The sequence below is a fragment of the Streptomyces sp. ActVer genome (assembly GCF_027270795.1).
Taxonomy (GTDB): Bacteria; Actinomycetota; Actinomycetes; order Streptomycetales; family Streptomycetaceae; genus Streptomyces; species Streptomyces umbrinus_A.
The window spans coordinates 1-16,025 of sequence record NZ_JAPWHT010000237.1 but is presented as its reverse complement, the minus strand read 5'-3'; the positions used below and the strand labels follow the sequence as shown (position 1 = coordinate 16,025).

Genomic DNA, 16,025 nt, shown 5'->3' with positions numbered 1-16,025 from the left:
CCCGGCGAGGTGACCACGAGGTCGGTGCCCTCGGGAAGGGCCGTCGCGGCGCTCAACGGGCCGCGTCAGACGGTGCTGGCGGGCCCGCGGGAGGCACTGGCCGCCGTGGAGCGACGGCTGCGGGACCGCGGGATCCTGGTACGCGCGCTGCGGTCGGGGCACGCCTTCCACAGCCCTGTCATGGAAGGGGCCGCGCTGCGCTTCGGTGAGGCGCTGGCGGGTTTCGGGCCGCGTGCCCCCCGAGCCGCCGGCACGGTCGTGTCCTCCCGCACCGGGGTCGCGGTGACCGCGGAGCAGGCGCGGGATCCGCACTTCTGGGGCGGGCAGTTGGCCGCCCCGGTGCGGTACTGGCCGGCTCTGCGGGAACTGCTGGACACCTTGGGGAGGCGGCCGGGGCTGCTGCTGCTCGACGGCTCCGCGGACCGGAGCCTGAGCGCCCCCGCACGGCACCACCCCGCGGTGCGGGACGGCGCCAGCGAGGTGGTCCCCCTGCTGGCCGTCGGCCGGGACGCCGGTGGCCCGGCCGACGCGCGGGTGTTCGCCGAGGTGTTGCACCGGCTGGGGGAACAGCGGGATCACACAGGGGATCACACGGTGGTGAGCTGACCTTGGACGTACTGGATGAGGGCGGCGGGGGTGGTGAGCTCGTCGAGCTGTTCGTCGGGCACGCTGACCTTGAAGTCGTCCTGGATGCGGGTCACGATCTCGTACACGGTGAGCGAGTCGAAACCGAGGTCGGTGAACTCGGTGTGCAGCGTGGAATCCTTGATCTCCTCACTGGTGGCTCCGTCGAAGCAGGCGTTCACGACGCTCTGGAACTCGGTGATGGTGAATTCAGCCATGCGGCACACCCTGTGCGGTCGCACTCGACGGCTGCTGGAGACCGGCTCGACGGCAGGGGGACTCCGTCGGCTCCGCCGCCGCTCGATCCCGGCTCCAGTCGGCGACTACAGCATCGCCACCATGACGACTGACGAGACGATGACCACTGACGCTACGACGGAGAACGCTCCCAAGCTCCCCTCCCCCGAGCTGTACGTGGAGGTGACGCAGTTCTACGCCCGGCAGATGCACCGGATGGACGGGGACGACTTCGGCGGTTTCGCCGCCACGTTCGTCGCGGACGCGGAGTTCCGCCTCGCGGGCGGCACCGTACTCACCGGCCCCGAGGCGATCGAGGCGGGCGCGCGGGCGGCGGCGGGCAGGTTCGACGGCGCGCAGCCCCGGCACTGGTTCGACATGATGACGGTCGAGGAGGCAGACGACGGCACGGTGTCCACCAGCTACTACGCGACGGTGACGGTCACTTCCGCGCAGGGTGCCGTCCTGGTGGAGCCGACCTGCTTCGTCCGGGACATCCTGGTCCGGGTGTCCGGTGTGCTGCGCAGCCGGTCCCGGGTCATCGAGCGGGACGACCTCGTGGTGCGCGCCCGGACGCAGGGCTGAGCCCGTGTGGTCGGTCGTGCTCCCGGTCAAGTCGTTCAGCAGGGCCAAGAGCCGGCTCGCGGCGGGGCTGGGACCGTGGCGCCAGGAACTGGCCCACGCCTTCTTCCTGGACACACTGTGGGCGGTACGGAACACCGAAGGGGTCCGTACGGTCGTGGTGGTGACGGCCGACCCGCTGGCCGCCTCGCAGGCCCGCACCCTGGGCGCGCTGGTCTGTCCGGACGCACCCGATCCCGATCTGAACGACGCCGTACGCCTGGGGGCCGCCAAGTGCCGCTCGGTGGGCCCCGAGGGGCCGGTGGCGGCGCTCACCGCCGACCTGCCTGGCCTGCGCCCGCGCGAACTGGAGCACGTCCTGCGGGAGGCCCGTCACCACCAGCGGGCCTTCGTCGCCGACCACACCGGCGAGGGAACCACCGTCCTGACCGCGCTCACCACCTCCGGCCTCGCTCCCGCCTTCGGCCCCGACTCCGCGCACCGGCACGCCTCGCTCGGGGCGTTCCCCGTCGACATGCCGGGCGACTGCGGCATCCGGCTCGACGTTGACACCCCGGAGGACCTGGCGCGGGTGGCGCTGCGAGGGGTGGGCCCGTACACGGCGGCGCTGTTCCGCCTGCGAAAGGCGAGGTTTCCGGCGGCGGCCGACCCCGTTCAAGGATCTCAGGGCGTCCAGGACATTCAGGGTGCTTCGGCGACCGTTTCCTCGTAACGCTGGATGGCCCGTACGAAGGTCGCGCGCTCCTGCGGACTGAGGTCGTCGAAGACCTTGCGCCAGGCCGTGGCCCCACTGGCCAGCCAGGCGTCGACGGCCGCGCGGGTGGTGGGGTCCTCGGTGAGCGAGACGATGCTGCGCCTGCGGTCGTCGGGATCGGAGCGACGCTCCACGACCCCCTCGCGCTGCAGGTCGCTGACCATCAGACTGACCGTGGTCGGCGCGACCTCCAGCCGGGCGGCGAGGTCCTTGACGGACGTGGGCCCGTCGAAGATGAGGCAAGACAGCAGGGAGAGATGCCGGGGCGCCAGCCGCAACGAGCGCAACTGCTCGGGCACGGGGGTGCGCTTGGCGCGGGAGACCAACCGCGGCAGGGTGACCAGCATCGCCCGAACCGCCTCTTCGGTGGTGAGACGACTGCGCGCGTCCGGCTCCTCTGGCATCTCTTCGACCTCCAGATCCGCCACGGTACCGGACGGTGTTGCGGCGCCGTCGTACGAGGTGGCGCGGCGCCGTCTTAGGAGGTGGGGCCGGGCGGGGTCACCCCCAGGGCGGGAAGCAGGTACGTCTCCTCGTAGACGAAATGCTCCTCGATACCGGCCACGGTCCGCTCCAACTCCCCCCGCAACCAGTTCACATCCTGCCCGTCGTCGCTCTCCACGAGCTTGGTGAGCCGGTCGAGCCCGGCGGCCACCTGCCGATGCTCTTCCCTCAACCGCTCGATAACGGGGGCGATCTCGGGATATCGCTGCTCGAAGACGGGGAAGGCGCCGTCCTCCATGGTGTGGTGGTGGTGGAGCCCGAGGCAGTACTCCAGGCAGCGGACTCGTAACTGCTGCACGAGGGAGACACCGTCGCCGTTCCCACCCACGGCCGCCGCGAGCCCGCCCTCCTCATCGAGCGCGGCCCGCAACGCCGCGAGCTGCGCGCGCAGTTCCCGGTGCCCGACGAGCAACTGCCGCCCGGCGGCTTGGCTGTCGATGTGCTGAGGAACTGGCATGGAGGCCCTCCAGAAACAGTTTGTTTTCAAAGCAAACTCACCTTGAGATTACAGAGGCTCCCGGACTGCCGTCAATCACTCAACTGCCTGACCTGTCCGGCCCTAGCGAGTCACGAGCGGGCAGCGGCAGTCCGCCGGTGGCCGTCCCGCCCCGCCCCGTAATCCGATCGAGTGGCGTGCGCACTGGGCGCGTACAAACGGGGTTCGGTCTGGTCAGGTGAGTGCACCAGGGACGAGAAGGACCGCGAGGCCGACCGAGCCGCGGCTGTCCGTTTCCTGGTGACGAGCCGGTCATCCCTCCGTATGTCCTCCGCGGGTGCGGGACGGATCCCGCGGCTCACTTCGATCCGCCGTCCCGCACCGGGTCCGCCGGTCGTCCGGACGGACGGACCAACTGTCGTTCCCCGAAAGGCTCTTGAAATGCCCAGTCCTGCCCCCGTCCCGGGCCCTCCGCCACCGCCGCCCGCCGGCACACCGGGGGATAGAGGCAGACGAGTCGGGCTGTACGCCGGGGAGGCCGGTACCGGACACCACCCGCGGTTGCACCCACCGGACAGGTTCTCCCCGGCGGCCTGTGAACGCTTTCGTATCGCGCTCGTCGACACGGCCCGAAGCCTTCCGAACCGGCCGGCCATGCCTTCGTGCGGCCTCGCACGGGGCGGGTCGAACCGGCCGATGGCCGTCACCGACCGAAGCATGACCGGCAGGGCTCCTGGCGCACCGGTGAGTCCCGGTGATCGTTGCCGTGCCGTCCGCGCTCTCGCACGTCACCTGCAATTTCATCGTCAGTGCAACCAATCCAGGGTCTCGGCGGGAACGGATTACGCCCGGACATGTCCAGACCGTGGAGGCCCTCGGTGAAAGAAGTAGTGCAGATCAGTGGAAATCCCTCGGCGGGGCCTGACTTGCAGGAGTTGGTGAGCCGTGTGGCTCTGGGTGACGAGGACGCGTTCGCCGGCGTCTACGACGCCGTGGTCAGTCCAGTGATGGGTGTGGTGCGCGCCGTGCTGCGCGATCAGGCGCAGTCGGAGGAAGTGGCGCAGGAGGTTCTCGTGGAGGTGTGGCGGACCTCTCCCCGCTACCGGCCCGACGTCGGCACGGCCATCAACTGGATCCTCACCCTGGCGCACCGCAGGGCGGTGGACCGGGTGCGCTCGGTGGACGCCGCGGCCGCCCGGGACCACAAGGCCGCGCTGCTGGAGCAGCTGCCCGAGTACGACGAGGTGGCCGAGCACGTCGAGGCACGGCTGGAGCGCGAACAGGTACGGCGCTGTCTGCGCACGCTGACCGAGCTCCAGCACCAGGCCGTCACCCTGGCGTACTACCGGGGGCTGACCTACCGCGAGGTGGCGGAGGCGCTGGCGGTTCCGCTGGGGACCGTCAAGACCCGACTGCGCGACGGGCTCATCCGGCTGCGCGACTGCCTGGGGGTGACCGCGTGACGACCATCGATCTGCATCGGCTGACGGGCGCCTACGCACTGCACGCTCTGTCCGACGAGGAGAGCGCCGCGTTCGAGCGCCACCTGCCGGGCTGCGAAGCGTGCGCGCAGGAGACGGCCGAACTGAGCGCGACCGCGGCCCGCCTGGGACTCGCCGTCGCCACGGCGCCCCGCCCGGTGCTGCGCGAGCAGGTGCTGCGCCGGATCACCGCGGTCCGGCAGGAGACGCCCGGCCGGCCGGCCCAGGCCCTCCCCCTCCGGGCCCGTCTGCGGGCCGGGGTGCTGTCCAGGTGGGCGCTCGCCGCCTGCCTTGCGGCGGCCACGACGCTCGGGGGGACAGCCGTGTGGCAGCACCAGCGGGCCGAGGACGCCCGCGACCAGGCGCGCCGCACCGAGCGGGCGGCGGACGAGGTCGCCGCCGTACTGGCCGCGCCGGACGCCAGAACCCGGGCCGCCGGACTGGCCGACGGCGCGACCGGTACTGTCGTCGTCTCCCGCAGCCGGGACAAGGCCGTGTTCGTCGCCTCCGGGATGGCCCGTCCTCCCGGAGGGAAGGTCTACCAGCTCTGGTTCGACGAAGGCGGGACTATGCGGTCGGCCGGCCTGATGGACCCCGACCGCAGTGACCAGGCCGTCCTGATGCGGGGCACCGTCGACAAGGCGTCGGGCATGGGCATCACCGTCGAACCCGGCGGCGGCTCGAAGGAGCCCACATCCGCGCCGCTCGCCCTGATGACCTTCCCTGGCTGAACGGCCGACCGGCCGACCGGCCGACCGGCGACGTCGAGGCCCTATCGTCCACGGTCCCGTCCTGGGAGACGAGCCGTACCGGTTCGTGGGCCGGACCCACTGCGGTCCGGCCCACGGACCGGTGCCCGGCCCGGCCGACGGCGGGTGCCGTACAGCCCGCCGCACGGCCGTCCCGGCACGGCGTGTGCCGGGGCGGCTGCCGGAGGAGGCCGGGCTCGATTCGGTGATCCGGCGTCAGACGAGGCCCGTGACCGTCACGGTGACCCTGGGCGCCGGGTACGCGGGCACCAGGGAGTCCAGGCGGCACTCGACGGTGCGCCGGACGACACGGGCCACGTCCAGGGTCCTGGCCTGCCGAAGTGCGACGACGTGGATCTCGACGTGCCACGGGCCCTCGCCGTCCGGCCGGGTCATGCGCACTCCGGAAGGTGCCCCGCCGGTGCCTGGCGTGGGCCGTGCCGGCGCGGAGCGCAGCCGGTCGGCCAGACCCGGTCTGAGGAAGGCCACTCCCGACACGCCCTGAACAGCCGTGGCGACTTCCTCGACGAGCTTGGCGTGCGCGGTGATCTCGTGGTGCGCGGTCATGGCGTACGACCTTCCTGGCCGTCGTCGGCCGTGCCGGCGACGAGGTCGGTGACACGGATGTCCACGGACGCCAGGACCATGCCCAGTTCGCGGTCCGCGGCCTCCCGCACCCGGGCGCGTACCCGGTCGGTGAGTTCCGGCAGGGGGACACCGACCGGAGCGTGGATGTCCAGGCGGACCGCGACGGAATCGTCGGTGCCGTCGGCGCGGGCGTCGACAAGGCGGCAGGAACCCGTCCGGACGCCCGCGACCGTCTCGGCCGCCGCGCGCAGCGTGCGGGCCGCGACGGCCTCCATGATCCACAGATCCTCGGCGGGTTCGCCGAGGGGCAGGGGACGGCCCGGTCGTAGTTCGAGGCGTACGACGTCCATGATCCGCCGGGTCAGCGGCTCGGCGTCGTAGGCGGAGGTGTCCGCCGACTCCGCTCGCAGGCCGCGCACCACGGACTCCAGGTCGTCCAGTCCCCGCACTGCGTCCCGGCAGTGCGGGCAGGACCGCAGGTGCGCGTCGTCGGTCTGCTGTTCCCAGTCGTCCCAGGTCCGCGTCACCAGCCGTCCGCACGGCAGGAGTTCGTCGTCGTCAGCGTGGGTGAACGCGCTGTTCGACGGGTCGGTGCGGTCGGTCATCGCCAGGCCCCCAGTGCTTGTGTGAGACAACGACGTGCTCGGAAGACACGGGCGCGGACGGCCTCCTGGCTGATACCGACCGCGTCCGCGACGAACTCGTAGGACCGGCCGTCCAGTTCCCGCAGTACCCAGCAGGCCCGTTGTTCGGCCGAGAGCAGGTCGAGGGCTTCCCGCAGTTCGCGGACCGCGTCGCGGCCCTCGGTGATCCGGGCCGGGGAGGTGGTGTACTCGGCCGCGGGCACGTCACCGGCCGCCTCCAGCGGTGCCACGGGCTTGCGGGCCCGCAGCACGTTCAGACAGCGGTTGGTGACGATCCGGTACATCCAGGTGCCGAAGGAGGAGCGCCCCTGGAACTCCGGCAGCCGCCGCCAGGCGCTGAGGAAGGCGTCCTGTACGGCGTCCTCCGCCTCGGCGCCGGTCCCGAGCAGGCTCGTGGCGAGGCGGATCAGCGCCGCCGCGTGGCTCTGCACGAGCACGGCGAAGGCGTCCTCGTCCCCTTCCGCGGCACGGACGACCAGCAGGACGTCGTCCGGGGCCGTCGTGTCGGCCCGGGTGTCCGGTGGTTCGCTCTGTGTGCGGGCCCCCGCCACTGCGCGACTCCTCTCGTCCGGTGTTCTGAAGGTTGGACACCGTGGAACCGTCCCCGTTACGGAGAACTTCGGGAAACGGGCACCGTACGGAAGCGGGGCGGGGCCGGCACGGGCAGGAGGGCTCCGATGCGCGCCGGCACAATGCGTTGCCGCTCGACGGCCAGACGGCAAAGGCCCCCTTTGGGTACCTCTTTGATTCGCAATCCGTAGCCGAAGCGGGCGCGGATTGGTCGGAAAAGGAAATTCATCCGATCGTGGGAGCGACCAATCCGCGCGGCTTTCGGAACCGGATTCCCCCCGTGACCGAGAACGAGCAGGAACCACGGAGCGGATGTCGCCGCAGCAGCCCGACCCGGCCGCTGCTGGGCACGCTCAGTGGCGCGTTGGCGGGTTTCGCGGCACTCGCGGTCGCCGAGCTGGTGGCGGGCGGAGTGCGTCCGCAGGCCGGTCCGGTTGTCGCGGTCGGCGGCGCGGCGATCGACCGTACGCCCGCCGCGGTGAAGGACTGGGCGATCCGCAATTTCGGCAGCGACGACAAACTGGTTCTGCAGCTGGGAATTCTCGCGGTACTGGCGCTTTTCGCGCTGGCGCTGGGAATTGCCGCGCTGCGGTTCCGGCGCACCGGGGCGGCCGGCGTGCTGCTGTTCGGAGCCGTCGGCGCGGTCGCCGCGACCGGCAGGCCCGACTCGACCGGTGTCGCCGACGCGCTGCCGTCCGTGGCCGGCGCCGCCGCCGGAGCCGTACTGCTGTACGTCCTCGTGGGCCGTCTCGCACCCCCGAAACCCGCGCCCGGCGCACCGGCGTCCGACGAGGGATGGGACCGCCGGGGCTTCGTGATCGCGGCGAGCGCCGCGGCTGTCGCGTCCGCCGGCGCCGGGCTGCTCGGCCGCTCCCTGAGCGGTTCGAGCGGCCGGGACGCGGTCGCCTCCCGCAGGAACCTGGTGCTGCCCGCGCCCGGCTCCCCTGCCCGGGCCGTACCCAAGGGTGCCCAGCTGCGGCTCCCCGGGGTCAGTCCCTTCGTCACACCCAGCGGTGACTTCTACCGCGTCGACACCGCCCTGGTGGTGCCCAAGGTCGACGCGACCGCATGGCGGCTGCGCATCCACGGCGAGGGTGTCACCCGGCCGGTCACCCTCACCTTCGACGACCTGATGCGGCGCGAGCTGATCGAGCGCGACATCACGCTCACCTGCGTGTCGAACGAGGTCGGCGGCCCGTACGTCGGCAACGCCCGCTGGATCGGCGTATGCCTGGCGGACCTGCTGGCCGGGTGCGGGGTGAAGCCGCCCTCGGAAGGAGGCCCGGCGGACCAGCTGGTGGCCCGCTCGGTGGACGGCATGACGATCGGCAGCCCGGTCGAGGACCTGATGGACGGCCGCGACGCCCTCCTCGCCCTGGGCATGAACGGCGAACCGCTGCCCTTCGAACACGGCTTTCCTGTCCGCATGGTCGTGCCCGGCCTCTACGGCTACGTCTCCGCCTGCAAGTGGATCAAGGACATCGAGCTCACGACGTTCGACAGCTACGACCCGTACTGGGTCAAGCGCGACTGGGCCCGAAAAGCACCGATCAAGACCCAGTCCCGCATCGACACGCCCAAGCCGTTCGCCCGCCCGAAGGCCGGCACGGTCATGGTCGCCGGGGTCGCCTGGGCCCAGCATCGCGGCATCGACAAGGTCGAGATCCGCGTCGACGACGGCCCCTGGGCCGAGGCCCGGCTGGCGGCGGAGGACTCGCGCGACACCTGGCGCCAGTGGTCCTTCGCCTGGCGGGCCGCCAAGGGTGGTCACACCCTCACCGTGCGCGCCACCGACGGCGACGGCCGGGTGCAGACCGAGAAGCGCGCGCGGACCATCCCCGACGGCGCCAGTGGATGGCACTCCGTCGTCGTCACCGCCGAGTGACGCACCGAGCCACTTTTCCCACCCCCGTACGAGCGCGGCCGCAGCCGCGCCGACCAACAGGAGAAATATCATGAACACCCGTATCCGCCGTGCCGCCATGACCGTGGCCGCCGCCGCAGTGCTCCCGCTGACCCTGAGCGCCTGCTCGGACGACAGCGGCGACTCCGCCAAGTCGGACTCCTCCGCCAAGGCGTCGGCCCCGGCGGCCGACGACGGCATGGGCAGCTCCGGCGATGCCTCCACGGCCGACCAGCCCTTCGGTACGGCCTGTTCCGCGGTCCCGAAGGACGGCGCCGGCTCCTTCGACGGCATGGCACAGGACCCGGTGGCCACCGCCGCGTCCAACAACCCCGCCCTGTCCACGCTGGTCACGGCGGTGAAGAAGGCCGGGCTCGTCGACACCCTCAACAACGCCCAGAACATCACCGTGTTCGCGCCGACCAACGACGCCTTCGCGAAGATCCCCGAGGCGACCCTGGACAAGGTCCTCAACGACAAGGCCCAGCTGACGAAGATCCTCACCTACCACGTGGTGGGCCAGAAGCTGGCCCCGAAGGACCTGGAGAACGGCTCCTTCGACACGCTGGAGAAGTCGAAGCTCACCACCTCCGGCTCGGGCGAGTCGTACACCGTCAACGACTCCGCCAAGGTGGTCTGCGGCAACGTCAAGACCGCCAACGCCAACGTCTACATCATCGACACCGTCCTCATGCCCACCAGCTGACGGACCGTCGACCTCGGGGCGCCACTTCGGTGGCGCCCCGAGGTCTTTCCGGGTACCCGCGTCACAGACGCGGCCGGGCCGGGTCTGAAGGAGTGAGAGCACATCAGCAACGAGGCAGGACAAGTCGGAAAGGGACGTGCCATGACCACGCAGACCGCACCAGCCGCCAAGGAACTGTCCACCCCGCAGACCGGCAGGTCGCCACAGACCCAGGCCACGACCGCCGTGTCCGGCGGCACGGCGGGAGCCGACCAGCCGGCCGCGAACCGAGGCCGGACGTCGATCGCCGACGTCGTCGTCGTGAAGGTGGCGGGCATCGCCGCCCGGGAGATCCCCGGCGTGTACGACATGGGCGGCGGCCTCTCGCGCACCATCGGCGCGGTACGCGACCGCGTGCCCGGCGGCCGGCCCAACGTGGGGCGGGGAGTGAAGGTCGAGGTGGGCGAGCGGCAGACGGCCATCGACCTCGACCTGGTCGTCGAGTACGGGGTGTCCGTCATGGACGCCGCCCAGGACGTACGGGAGAACGTCATCTCCGCCGTGGAACGCATCACCGGTCTTGAGGTCGTCGAGGTGAACGTCACGGTCAACGACGTCCACCTGCCCGACGAGGACGAGCCCGGAGCCACGGCCGAAGCCCGCGTGGAGTAAAGCACCCGGTCACGGGCACCGGGAGGAGTGGACCGGGTGAGAGGTGGATGGGCATGAGTACACCGTTCATGGGGATGGTCGCGGGCATGGCCCTGGCGTTCGCCGGGTTCTTCGGCGGGTTCGGCGCGTTCCTGCTCGTGGCCGCTCTCGGCGGCCTGGGCTGGGTGGTGGGCCGGTGGGCCGACGGCGGCGGCAGTGTCCAGGACGTACGGGACGCGTTCGAGCGGAGCCGTCGATGACCGCCGCCGCGCAGCGGGGCACCACCACCGTCTCGGAGCGGGCGGTGCGCCGGATCGCCGAGCGGGCCACCACCGAGGCACTGCCCGGGCCGGGCGGTGCCCGCACGGCCCGGGCCGCGACGTCCGTGCGCGGCAGGAGGGCGGAGGTGTCCCTCGGGGTGACGCTGCCTTATCCGGCTCCACTGGCCGACACCGTGCGGGAGGTTCAGCGGCATGTGGTGGAGCGCACCCGGGAGCTGACGGGGCTGGAGGTATCGGCCGCGCGCATCAGCGTCATCGCGCTTGCCGCGCCGACGTCTGCCCAGCCCCTGGTGTCCCCGGCCGAGGACGCCGTCCCGAAGAGCGCTCCCTGGCGCTGGTGGTCCCAGCGCCGCGTCCCGGTCGCCGTCCTCACCTCGGTGGCCGCCCTGGGCTGCGGTGCGCTCGCCCTCGACGTGGTTCAGGTGCACACCGCGCACCTGCCGGCCGCGGCCTGGCGCACCTCCGCCGTGCACTGGCTGGCCGGGCACGGGCCCGGCGACCCGGCCGTCCTCGTCGCGGGCGGGCTGACGGCCCTGGTCGGCATCTGGATGGTCGTCCTCGCCCTCACCCCCGGCCGCCGTCACCGGTCCACCGTCCGCACCTCGGCGTATCACGTCGACGCGGCAGTGGACCGTTCGGCGGTTCAGTCCCTGGTCCGCGACGCGGTGGGAGACGTGGAGGGCATCGGAGCGGTACGAGTTCGGGTACGACGCCGACGAGTCACCGTGCGGGCCGGGCTCGCCTTCGGCGACCGGGCAGGCGCCCACGCCGCCGCCACGGCCGCCGCCCGAGCCGCCGTGACCACCTGCCATCTGCGCCGCGACCCCCGGTTGCGGGTGGTCGTCGCTCCGGAACCGGTCTGGCAGCCGCCCGCCCCGACGGCGGACGCGAGCGGGGCGACACCGGGAGACGGTGGCGGCCGATCCACACCCGCCTCAGCCCTCGCGTCCGCCCCGGGAGGTGACCGGTGATGGCCCGCACCCGTACCGCCGTCAACCGGACCGTCCTCGGCGCCGTAGGACTCTCGCTCTTCCTGACGGGCTCATGGCTCACCGCCGCGGACCCCGCCTTCGCGGACCGGCTGCCGGCGTGGTGGCCCACCGCCGGTACGGGCACCGTCCTTCTGGACGGGGACCGGCTCGCGCAGTTGCGCGGCGAGGGCTGGTGGACGCCCACCGTCGTGGCCGCGTCGACCGGCCTGGCCGTGCTGTTCGCGCTCTGGTCCCTCGGGCAGTCGCGTTCAGGCCGGGCCCGGCGACTCGCCCTGCCCTCCCCCGGCTGCACAGTGCGCCCTCAGGCCCTGGCCGAGGCGCTGGCCGCACGCGTGGCGGCCCTCCCCGGCATCGCCCGCAGCCGCGCCCGGGTACTTCCCCGTCGCCGACAGCGGCTGGAGGTGCGTCTGCGCGTCTGGCTGGAACCGGACACACCCCCGGACGCCGTCCTGCCCGCTCTCCGTACGGCGACGGCAGAGGCCGACAGGGCGGCGACGCCGTACACGGCCCGTACACGGGTCCGCCTGAGTGCCGCCCCGCACCGAACACGCCATGTCCGCTGAGCCGTACACCGACGTGCCCGGCGGGGTCCGCCCGGCACATCGGCCCGGGCGGCCGCAGTGGCCACGGCTGCCGGCCACCTGGTGGCCCGCACTGCGGCGCACACCGGCGTCCCTGTGGAACGACGACATCACGGACTACGCGGCGGCACTGACGTACTACGCGATCCTGGCCGTGCTCCCCGCGATGCTGGCCACCGTCCTGGCGTTCGGCATGATCAGCCCGGACACGGCCGAGGAGTTCGTCACCCACGTCACCGCGTACGCCCCGGCCCAGTCCGGTGCCGAGCTGCACGCCGTCCTGACCCGCGCGCTGGGCACGGACGGGACGGTCTGGCCCCTGCTGGTGGCGGGGGCGGCCAGCGCTCTGTGGTCGGCCTCCAGTTACCTCGCCGTCTTCCGCCGCGCCCTGCACCGCATGCACCGTGTCGAGGACCGGCGTTCGCCCTGGCGCAAGGCGCCCCGCATCGTGCTGACCGCGCTCGCGCTGCTCGGCCTGCTCCTCGTCGGCTCGCTCACCCTGCTGCTGACCGGCCCGCTCGCGGAGGCCGTCGGCCGGATCCTCGGCGTGGACACCACCGCCGCCTGGGCGTGGAGCCTGCTGCGCTGGCCGGTGCTGCTGTGTCTGGTCGCCCTGCTGGTCGTGGTCGTCTTCCACACCGGTCCGGCCGGGGCACGCCGGCGCGGGCACAGCCTGCCCGGCGGCGCACTGGCCGCCGCGCTGTGGCTGACCGTCTCCGCGGGATTCTCGTCGTACGCCTCGACTCTCGGCGCCTACAGCCGGCTGTACGGCTCGCTTTCCGGCATCGTCGTCTTCCTGATCTGGCTGTGGCTGTCGAACCTCGCGCTGCTGAGCGGTGCGCAGTTCGCCGCGGAACTCGCCAAGGGTGCGGACGTCCGCGCCTGCGAGACCGGTCAGAGCACGGGGAAGGTCCCTGTCCCGTAGCACGCCTCGGGCAGCGGGTCGAGTGCGCCGGACGGGTCGAGCAGGTGGGCGACGACGGCGCCGGTGGTGTCATGCCAGAAGCGGTGGCGGCGCAGCATCGCGTGGTCGCCGTCGGCGATGACCGCCATCCCCGCCAGCGCCGCCTTGTCCCGTGCCCGGCGCACGCCGGCGGCCGACTCGGTGGGCGAGGTCACGCGGTCCCGTTCGCCGTGCAGGACGACGACGTGCCGGTCCGCCGTCTGCTCCACCGGCTCGCCCGGCGGCCACCACGGCGCGAGGGCGACCACACCGTGCACCAGCGGGTGACCGGCGGCGTGCAGGGCCGCCCGGCCGCCCATGGAGTGGCCGAGCAGTACGGTCGGCACGGGGCCGGCGAGTTCGGCGAGGCCGTCCAGCGCGCGCAGGGTGTCCCGTGCCGGGTCGGCCCGTTCGCCGTTCCAGCCGCGGAGGCGGTAGCGGACCTGGGCGACCAGGACGTCCTGGTGCGGCAGTGCGGTGGTCACCGCGCGCACGACAGGGTCCATGCGCAACGCGGCGAGCTGCCAGGGCCGCGCGGGGCGTTCGCTCGTCGCCTGGCCGCCGTGCAGCACCAGGACGGCCGCCCTCGGGCGCGACGGATGCCGTCGCACCGTCAACGGAACGTGTCCGGTGTGGTCCTGTGGCTCGATGAGGCGCTCCTCATGTCTCCGTGCACACCCCCGCGCGGATGGTGCTGTGGTCCTCGGGCAGCCGTATCCTCCCCGGTCCGGTCCGTCACGCCTGCCCCGGCCCCCTCGGTCGAGGCGGGCGGGGGAAGAAACCGCTGGTGCGGGCCCGGTACTCGGCATACCCGGGCCGGTCGGCCATGTGCCGTTCCAGCAGCCGCTTCCCGCTGCCCCGGGTCAGCAGCAGGCTCATCACCACGGGGGACGCGACGGACACGGCGGCGGCGCCCAGGGAATCGCAGGCAAGCAGGAACAGGCCCCACCACACGCAGAAGTCCCCGAAGTAGTTGGGGTGCCGGGTCCAGGCCCACAGCCCCCGGTCCATGATCCGGCCCCGGTTGGCGGGATCGGCCCGGAACCGGGCCAGTTGGGCGTCCCCGACCGCCTCGAAGCCGATCCCGACCGCCCACAGCGCCGTACCGGCCCAGGCGAGGGCGGACGGTGGGCCGGGCACGTACTGCGCGGCCTGCACGGGCAGGGACACCAGCCAGACCAGCGCGCCCTGGAGGAGGTAGACGATGCGCAGCGCGTACGCGTTCCGGCTGCCGGGGGCCTTGGCCAGCATCGCCTCGTAGCGCGGGTCCTCGCCGTGGCCCCGGCCCCGGCGGCCGATGTGTACCGCCAGGCGCAGACCCCAGACCGCCGTCAGCGAGGTCACCAGCAACCGTCGTACGAGATCGCCCTCACCGGTGGAGAGGGCGAAGGTCACGCCGGCCACCGCCGTGAAGCCGATCCCCCAGGCGACGTCCACGATCCGGTGCACGCCCGCGCGCACCGCGACGGCGAACGTGGCGAGCATGACCGTGAACGCCGCGGCGGCGGCCCAGACGAGGTTGGGCACGAACGCGCTCCACGGGAAGCCGTTCACGGTCGGCCCACTCCCCCGGCAGGGTTCTGCTTGGTGAAGAGGTACTGCTGTACGTCGAGGTAGCCGGCCCGGAACCCGGCCTCGGAGTAGGCGAGATAGAAGGTCCACAGCCTGCGGAAGACGTCGTCGAAGCCGAGCGCCTCGACCTCGTCGGCCCGTTCGGTGAACCGCTCGCGCCACAGGCGCAGGGTCTCGGCGTAATGGGCGCCGAAGGCGTCGCGGCGGGCCAGGCGCAGCCCGGTGCCGGCTCGGGCGGTCTCCTCGATCGCCTCGGTGGACGGGATGAGGCCGCCGGGGAAGACGTACTTGTGGATCCAGGTGAAGGTGTCGCGGGAGGCGAGCATCCGGTCGTGCGGCATGGTGATGGCCTGGAGTGCCATCCGGCCGCCCGGGTCCAGCCGCTCGTCCAGGGCGCGGAAGTACACCGGCCAGAACTCCGCGCCGACCGCCTCGATCATCTCCACACTGACCACGGCGTCGTATTTCCCGCGGGCCTCGCGGTAGTCGCAGAGCTCGACGGAGACCCGCTCGTCGAGGCCGGCCGCGCGCACCCGCTGGCGTGCCAGGTCCCGCTGTTCCCGGGAGAGGGTGAGCGAGGTGACGCGGGCGCCCCTCGCGGCGGCCCGCAGGGCGAGTTCGCCCCATCCGGTGCCGATCTCCAACAGCCGGGTGCCCTCGCCCACGTCGGCGAGGTCGAGCAGCCGGTCGATCTTGCGGTGCTGGGCCGCGGCGAGCCGGTCCCGGCTCGCGGGGAAGCCCCGGAAGACGGCGGAGGAGTAGGTGAGGGTGTCGTCGAGGAAGAGGGCGAACAGGTCGTTGGACAGGTCGTAGTGGCGGCTGATGTTGGCGCGGGAGCCGTCGGGGGTGTTGCGCTCGTCGTGCGGGTGGCGCGGTGCCCACAGGCGGCGCAGCCGTTGCAGCGGGGCCGGGATCAGGTCGGCGGCGTGCCCGGCGAGCACGGTGAGGGCGGCCACCAGGTCGGGAGCGTCCCACTCGCCGGCCATGTAGGACTCGCCGAACCCGACCAGGCCGTGGGTACCGATGCGGGCGTGGAAGGCGGTCGGGTCGCGGACGTCGATCAGCGGCCCGCCCAGCCCGATGTCCTCGGAACCGGCGAACCGGGCCCGCAGGGGCAGCCCGTCGAGGGCCCGCCGGACGAGGGCGGCGGTCACGGCGGTACGGAGCCGTGAGGCGGCCGGTACGGCGGAGACGTCGGGCCAGCCTGCGGCGTCGACGGTTGCGGTGGCGGTGGCAGTGGCGGTGGCG

21 protein-coding genes are annotated in these 16,025 nt (G+C 72.6%); 12 read left to right on the top strand and 9 right to left on the bottom strand.

The features are described 5' to 3' along the window. A partial coding sequence (locus O3Q52_RS31760) for an acyltransferase domain-containing protein (protein ID WP_269652135.1) occupies positions 1-606 on the top strand: 606 nt, incomplete at its 5' end. Here the strand turns inward: O3Q52_RS31760 and O3Q52_RS31755 are convergent. Then, positions 588-842, bottom strand: a complete 255-nt coding sequence (locus O3Q52_RS31755) for an acyl carrier protein (RefSeq protein WP_055613729.1) — start codon at positions 840-842, stop codon at positions 588-590. The two genes, O3Q52_RS31760 and O3Q52_RS31755, sit on opposite strands and share 19 nt — an antisense overlap. A gap of 121 nt (positions 843-963) precedes the next feature. On the opposite strand from O3Q52_RS31755, the gene O3Q52_RS31750 reads away from it, so the two are divergent. Beyond that, positions 964-1,446 (top strand): nuclear transport factor 2 family protein, encoded by a 483-nt coding sequence (locus O3Q52_RS31750; RefSeq protein WP_269652133.1) that lies wholly within the window; start codon positions 964-966, stop codon positions 1,444-1,446. 4 nt (positions 1,447-1,450) lie between these two features. Beyond that, positions 1,451-2,155, top strand: a complete 705-nt coding sequence (gene cofC / locus O3Q52_RS31745) for a 2-phospho-L-lactate guanylyltransferase (protein ID WP_269652132.1) — start codon at positions 1,451-1,453, stop codon at positions 2,153-2,155. Here the strand turns inward: cofC and O3Q52_RS31740 are convergent. Together O3Q52_RS31740 and O3Q52_RS31735 are read right to left on the bottom strand one after the other, a co-directional pair. Then, complete coding sequence (locus O3Q52_RS31740; protein WP_269652136.1) at positions 2,125-2,601, bottom strand: MarR family winged helix-turn-helix transcriptional regulator; 477 nt, start codon at positions 2,599-2,601, stop codon at positions 2,125-2,127. The two genes, cofC and O3Q52_RS31740, sit on opposite strands and share 31 nt — an antisense overlap. A 74-nt stretch (positions 2,602-2,675) precedes the next feature. Continuing rightward, the gene (locus O3Q52_RS31735; protein ID WP_269652131.1) at positions 2,676-3,158 is read right to left on the bottom strand and encodes a hemerythrin domain-containing protein; all 483 of its coding nucleotides are present in this window, start codon (positions 3,156-3,158) and stop codon (positions 2,676-2,678) included. Between the two features lie 857 nt (positions 3,159-4,015). Here O3Q52_RS31735 and O3Q52_RS31730 point away from each other — a divergent pair. Both O3Q52_RS31730 and O3Q52_RS31725 read left to right on the top strand, forming a co-directional pair. After that, the gene (locus tag O3Q52_RS31730) at positions 4,016-4,600 is read left to right on the top strand and encodes a sigma-70 family RNA polymerase sigma factor (protein ID WP_269652130.1); all 585 of its coding nucleotides are present in this window, start codon (positions 4,016-4,018) and stop codon (positions 4,598-4,600) included. After that, on the top strand, positions 4,597-5,349 hold the full coding sequence (locus O3Q52_RS31725) for an anti-sigma factor (protein ID WP_269652129.1): 753 nt from the start codon (positions 4,597-4,599) through the stop codon (positions 5,347-5,349). The genes O3Q52_RS31730 and O3Q52_RS31725 overlap by 4 nt, the downstream gene beginning before the upstream one ends. Positions 5,350-5,583: 234 nt before the next feature. On the opposite strand, the gene O3Q52_RS31720 is transcribed toward O3Q52_RS31725, so the two are convergent. Genes O3Q52_RS31720 through O3Q52_RS31710 form a run of 3 tightly spaced genes read right to left on the bottom strand, consistent with a single transcriptional unit; the run spans position 5,584 to position 7,150 of the window. Further along, a complete protein-coding gene (locus tag O3Q52_RS31720; protein ID WP_269652128.1) occupies positions 5,584-5,934 on the bottom strand; it encodes a hypothetical protein in 351 nt (116 codons plus the stop codon). Next, positions 5,931-6,560: an Asp23/Gls24 family envelope stress response protein gene (locus tag O3Q52_RS31715; RefSeq protein ID WP_269652127.1), complete on the bottom strand. Its 630-nt coding sequence runs from the start codon at positions 6,558-6,560 to the stop codon at positions 5,931-5,933. The genes O3Q52_RS31720 and O3Q52_RS31715 overlap by 4 nt, the downstream gene beginning before the upstream one ends. Beyond that, positions 6,557-7,150 (bottom strand): RNA polymerase sigma factor, encoded by a 594-nt coding sequence (locus O3Q52_RS31710; protein ID WP_190228120.1) that lies wholly within the window; start codon positions 7,148-7,150, stop codon positions 6,557-6,559. The genes O3Q52_RS31715 and O3Q52_RS31710 overlap by 4 nt, the downstream gene beginning before the upstream one ends. A 299-nt stretch (positions 7,151-7,449) precedes the next feature. Between O3Q52_RS31710 and O3Q52_RS31705 the strand changes: the two genes are divergently transcribed. From O3Q52_RS31705 to O3Q52_RS31675, 7 genes are all read left to right on the top strand, one after another. Further along, positions 7,450-9,054 carry a molybdopterin-dependent oxidoreductase gene (locus tag O3Q52_RS31705; RefSeq protein WP_269652126.1) on the top strand — a complete coding sequence of 535 codons (1,605 nt, stop codon included), beginning with the start codon at positions 7,450-7,452 and terminating at the stop codon, positions 9,052-9,054. A gap of 70 nt (positions 9,055-9,124) precedes the next feature. Continuing rightward, on the top strand, positions 9,125-9,778 hold the full coding sequence (locus O3Q52_RS31700) for a fasciclin domain-containing protein (RefSeq protein ID WP_269652125.1): 654 nt from the start codon (positions 9,125-9,127) through the stop codon (positions 9,776-9,778). Positions 9,779-9,919: 141 nt separating this feature from the next. After that, entirely contained in the window at positions 9,920-10,429 is a 510-nt protein-coding gene (locus tag O3Q52_RS31695; RefSeq protein ID WP_269652124.1) for an Asp23/Gls24 family envelope stress response protein, read from the top strand. Between the two features lie 53 nt (positions 10,430-10,482). After that, positions 10,483-10,668, top strand: coding sequence for a hypothetical protein (locus O3Q52_RS31690; protein WP_157881328.1), 186 nt, complete (start codon positions 10,483-10,485; stop codon positions 10,666-10,668). Next, positions 10,665-11,660, top strand: coding sequence for a DUF6286 domain-containing Asp23/Gls24 family envelope stress response protein (locus O3Q52_RS31685; protein ID WP_269652123.1), 996 nt, complete (start codon positions 10,665-10,667; stop codon positions 11,658-11,660). The genes O3Q52_RS31690 and O3Q52_RS31685 overlap by 4 nt, the downstream gene beginning before the upstream one ends. After that, a complete protein-coding gene (locus tag O3Q52_RS31680) occupies positions 11,660-12,244 on the top strand; it encodes a hypothetical protein (protein ID WP_269652122.1) in 585 nt (194 codons plus the stop codon). The genes O3Q52_RS31685 and O3Q52_RS31680 overlap by 1 nt, the downstream gene beginning before the upstream one ends. Next, a complete protein-coding gene (locus O3Q52_RS31675) occupies positions 12,234-13,187 on the top strand; it encodes a YihY/virulence factor BrkB family protein (protein ID WP_269652121.1) in 954 nt (317 codons plus the stop codon). The genes O3Q52_RS31680 and O3Q52_RS31675 overlap by 11 nt, the downstream gene beginning before the upstream one ends. On the opposite strand, the gene O3Q52_RS31670 is transcribed toward O3Q52_RS31675, so the two are convergent. The 3 genes from O3Q52_RS31670 to O3Q52_RS31660 form a co-directional block, all read right to left on the bottom strand. Further along, positions 13,157-13,822 (bottom strand): alpha/beta fold hydrolase, encoded by a 666-nt coding sequence (locus O3Q52_RS31670; protein WP_269652120.1) that lies wholly within the window; start codon positions 13,820-13,822, stop codon positions 13,157-13,159. The two genes, O3Q52_RS31675 and O3Q52_RS31670, sit on opposite strands and share 31 nt — an antisense overlap. A 118-nt stretch (positions 13,823-13,940) precedes the next feature. Continuing rightward, complete coding sequence (locus tag O3Q52_RS31665) at positions 13,941-14,759, bottom strand: DUF1295 domain-containing protein (RefSeq protein WP_269652119.1); 819 nt, start codon at positions 14,757-14,759, stop codon at positions 13,941-13,943. Then, the coding region (locus O3Q52_RS31660) for a cyclopropane-fatty-acyl-phospholipid synthase family protein (RefSeq protein ID WP_269652118.1) at positions 14,756-16,025 on the bottom strand (1,270 nt) is incomplete at its 5' end. The genes O3Q52_RS31660 and O3Q52_RS31665, both read right to left, overlap by 4 nt.

What these genes read in the sequence shown, in the direction of transcription:
- O3Q52_RS31700 (WP_269652125.1), top strand. Translation starts at nt 9,125, where the DNA reads ATGAACACCCGTATCCGCCGTGCCGCCATGACCGTGGCCGCCGCCGCA.
- O3Q52_RS31755 (WP_055613729.1), bottom strand. Translation starts at nt 842, where the DNA reads ATGGCTGAATTCACCATCACCGAGTTCCAGAGCGTCGTGAACGCCTGC.
- O3Q52_RS31735 (WP_269652131.1), bottom strand. Translation starts at nt 3,158, where the DNA reads ATGCCAGTTCCTCAGCACATCGACAGCCAAGCCGCCGGGCGGCAGTTG.
- O3Q52_RS31715 (WP_269652127.1), bottom strand. Translation starts at nt 6,560, where the DNA reads ATGACCGACCGCACCGACCCGTCGAACAGCGCGTTCACCCACGCTGAC.
- O3Q52_RS31685 (WP_269652123.1), top strand. Translation starts at nt 10,665, where the DNA reads ATGACCGCCGCCGCGCAGCGGGGCACCACCACCGTCTCGGAGCGGGCG.
- O3Q52_RS31680 (WP_269652122.1), top strand. Translation starts at nt 11,660, where the DNA reads ATGGCCCGCACCCGTACCGCCGTCAACCGGACCGTCCTCGGCGCCGTA.
- O3Q52_RS31740 (WP_269652136.1), bottom strand. Translation starts at nt 2,601, where the DNA reads ATGCCAGAGGAGCCGGACGCGCGCAGTCGTCTCACCACCGAAGAGGCG.
- O3Q52_RS31720 (WP_269652128.1), bottom strand. Translation starts at nt 5,934, where the DNA reads ATGACCGCGCACCACGAGATCACCGCGCACGCCAAGCTCGTCGAGGAA.
- O3Q52_RS31750 (WP_269652133.1), top strand. Translation starts at nt 964, where the DNA reads ATGACGACTGACGAGACGATGACCACTGACGCTACGACGGAGAACGCT.
- O3Q52_RS31675 (WP_269652121.1), top strand. Translation starts at nt 12,234, where the DNA reads ATGTCCGCTGAGCCGTACACCGACGTGCCCGGCGGGGTCCGCCCGGCA.
- O3Q52_RS31690 (WP_157881328.1), top strand. Translation starts at nt 10,483, where the DNA reads ATGAGTACACCGTTCATGGGGATGGTCGCGGGCATGGCCCTGGCGTTC.
- O3Q52_RS31695 (WP_269652124.1), top strand. Translation starts at nt 9,920, where the DNA reads ATGACCACGCAGACCGCACCAGCCGCCAAGGAACTGTCCACCCCGCAG.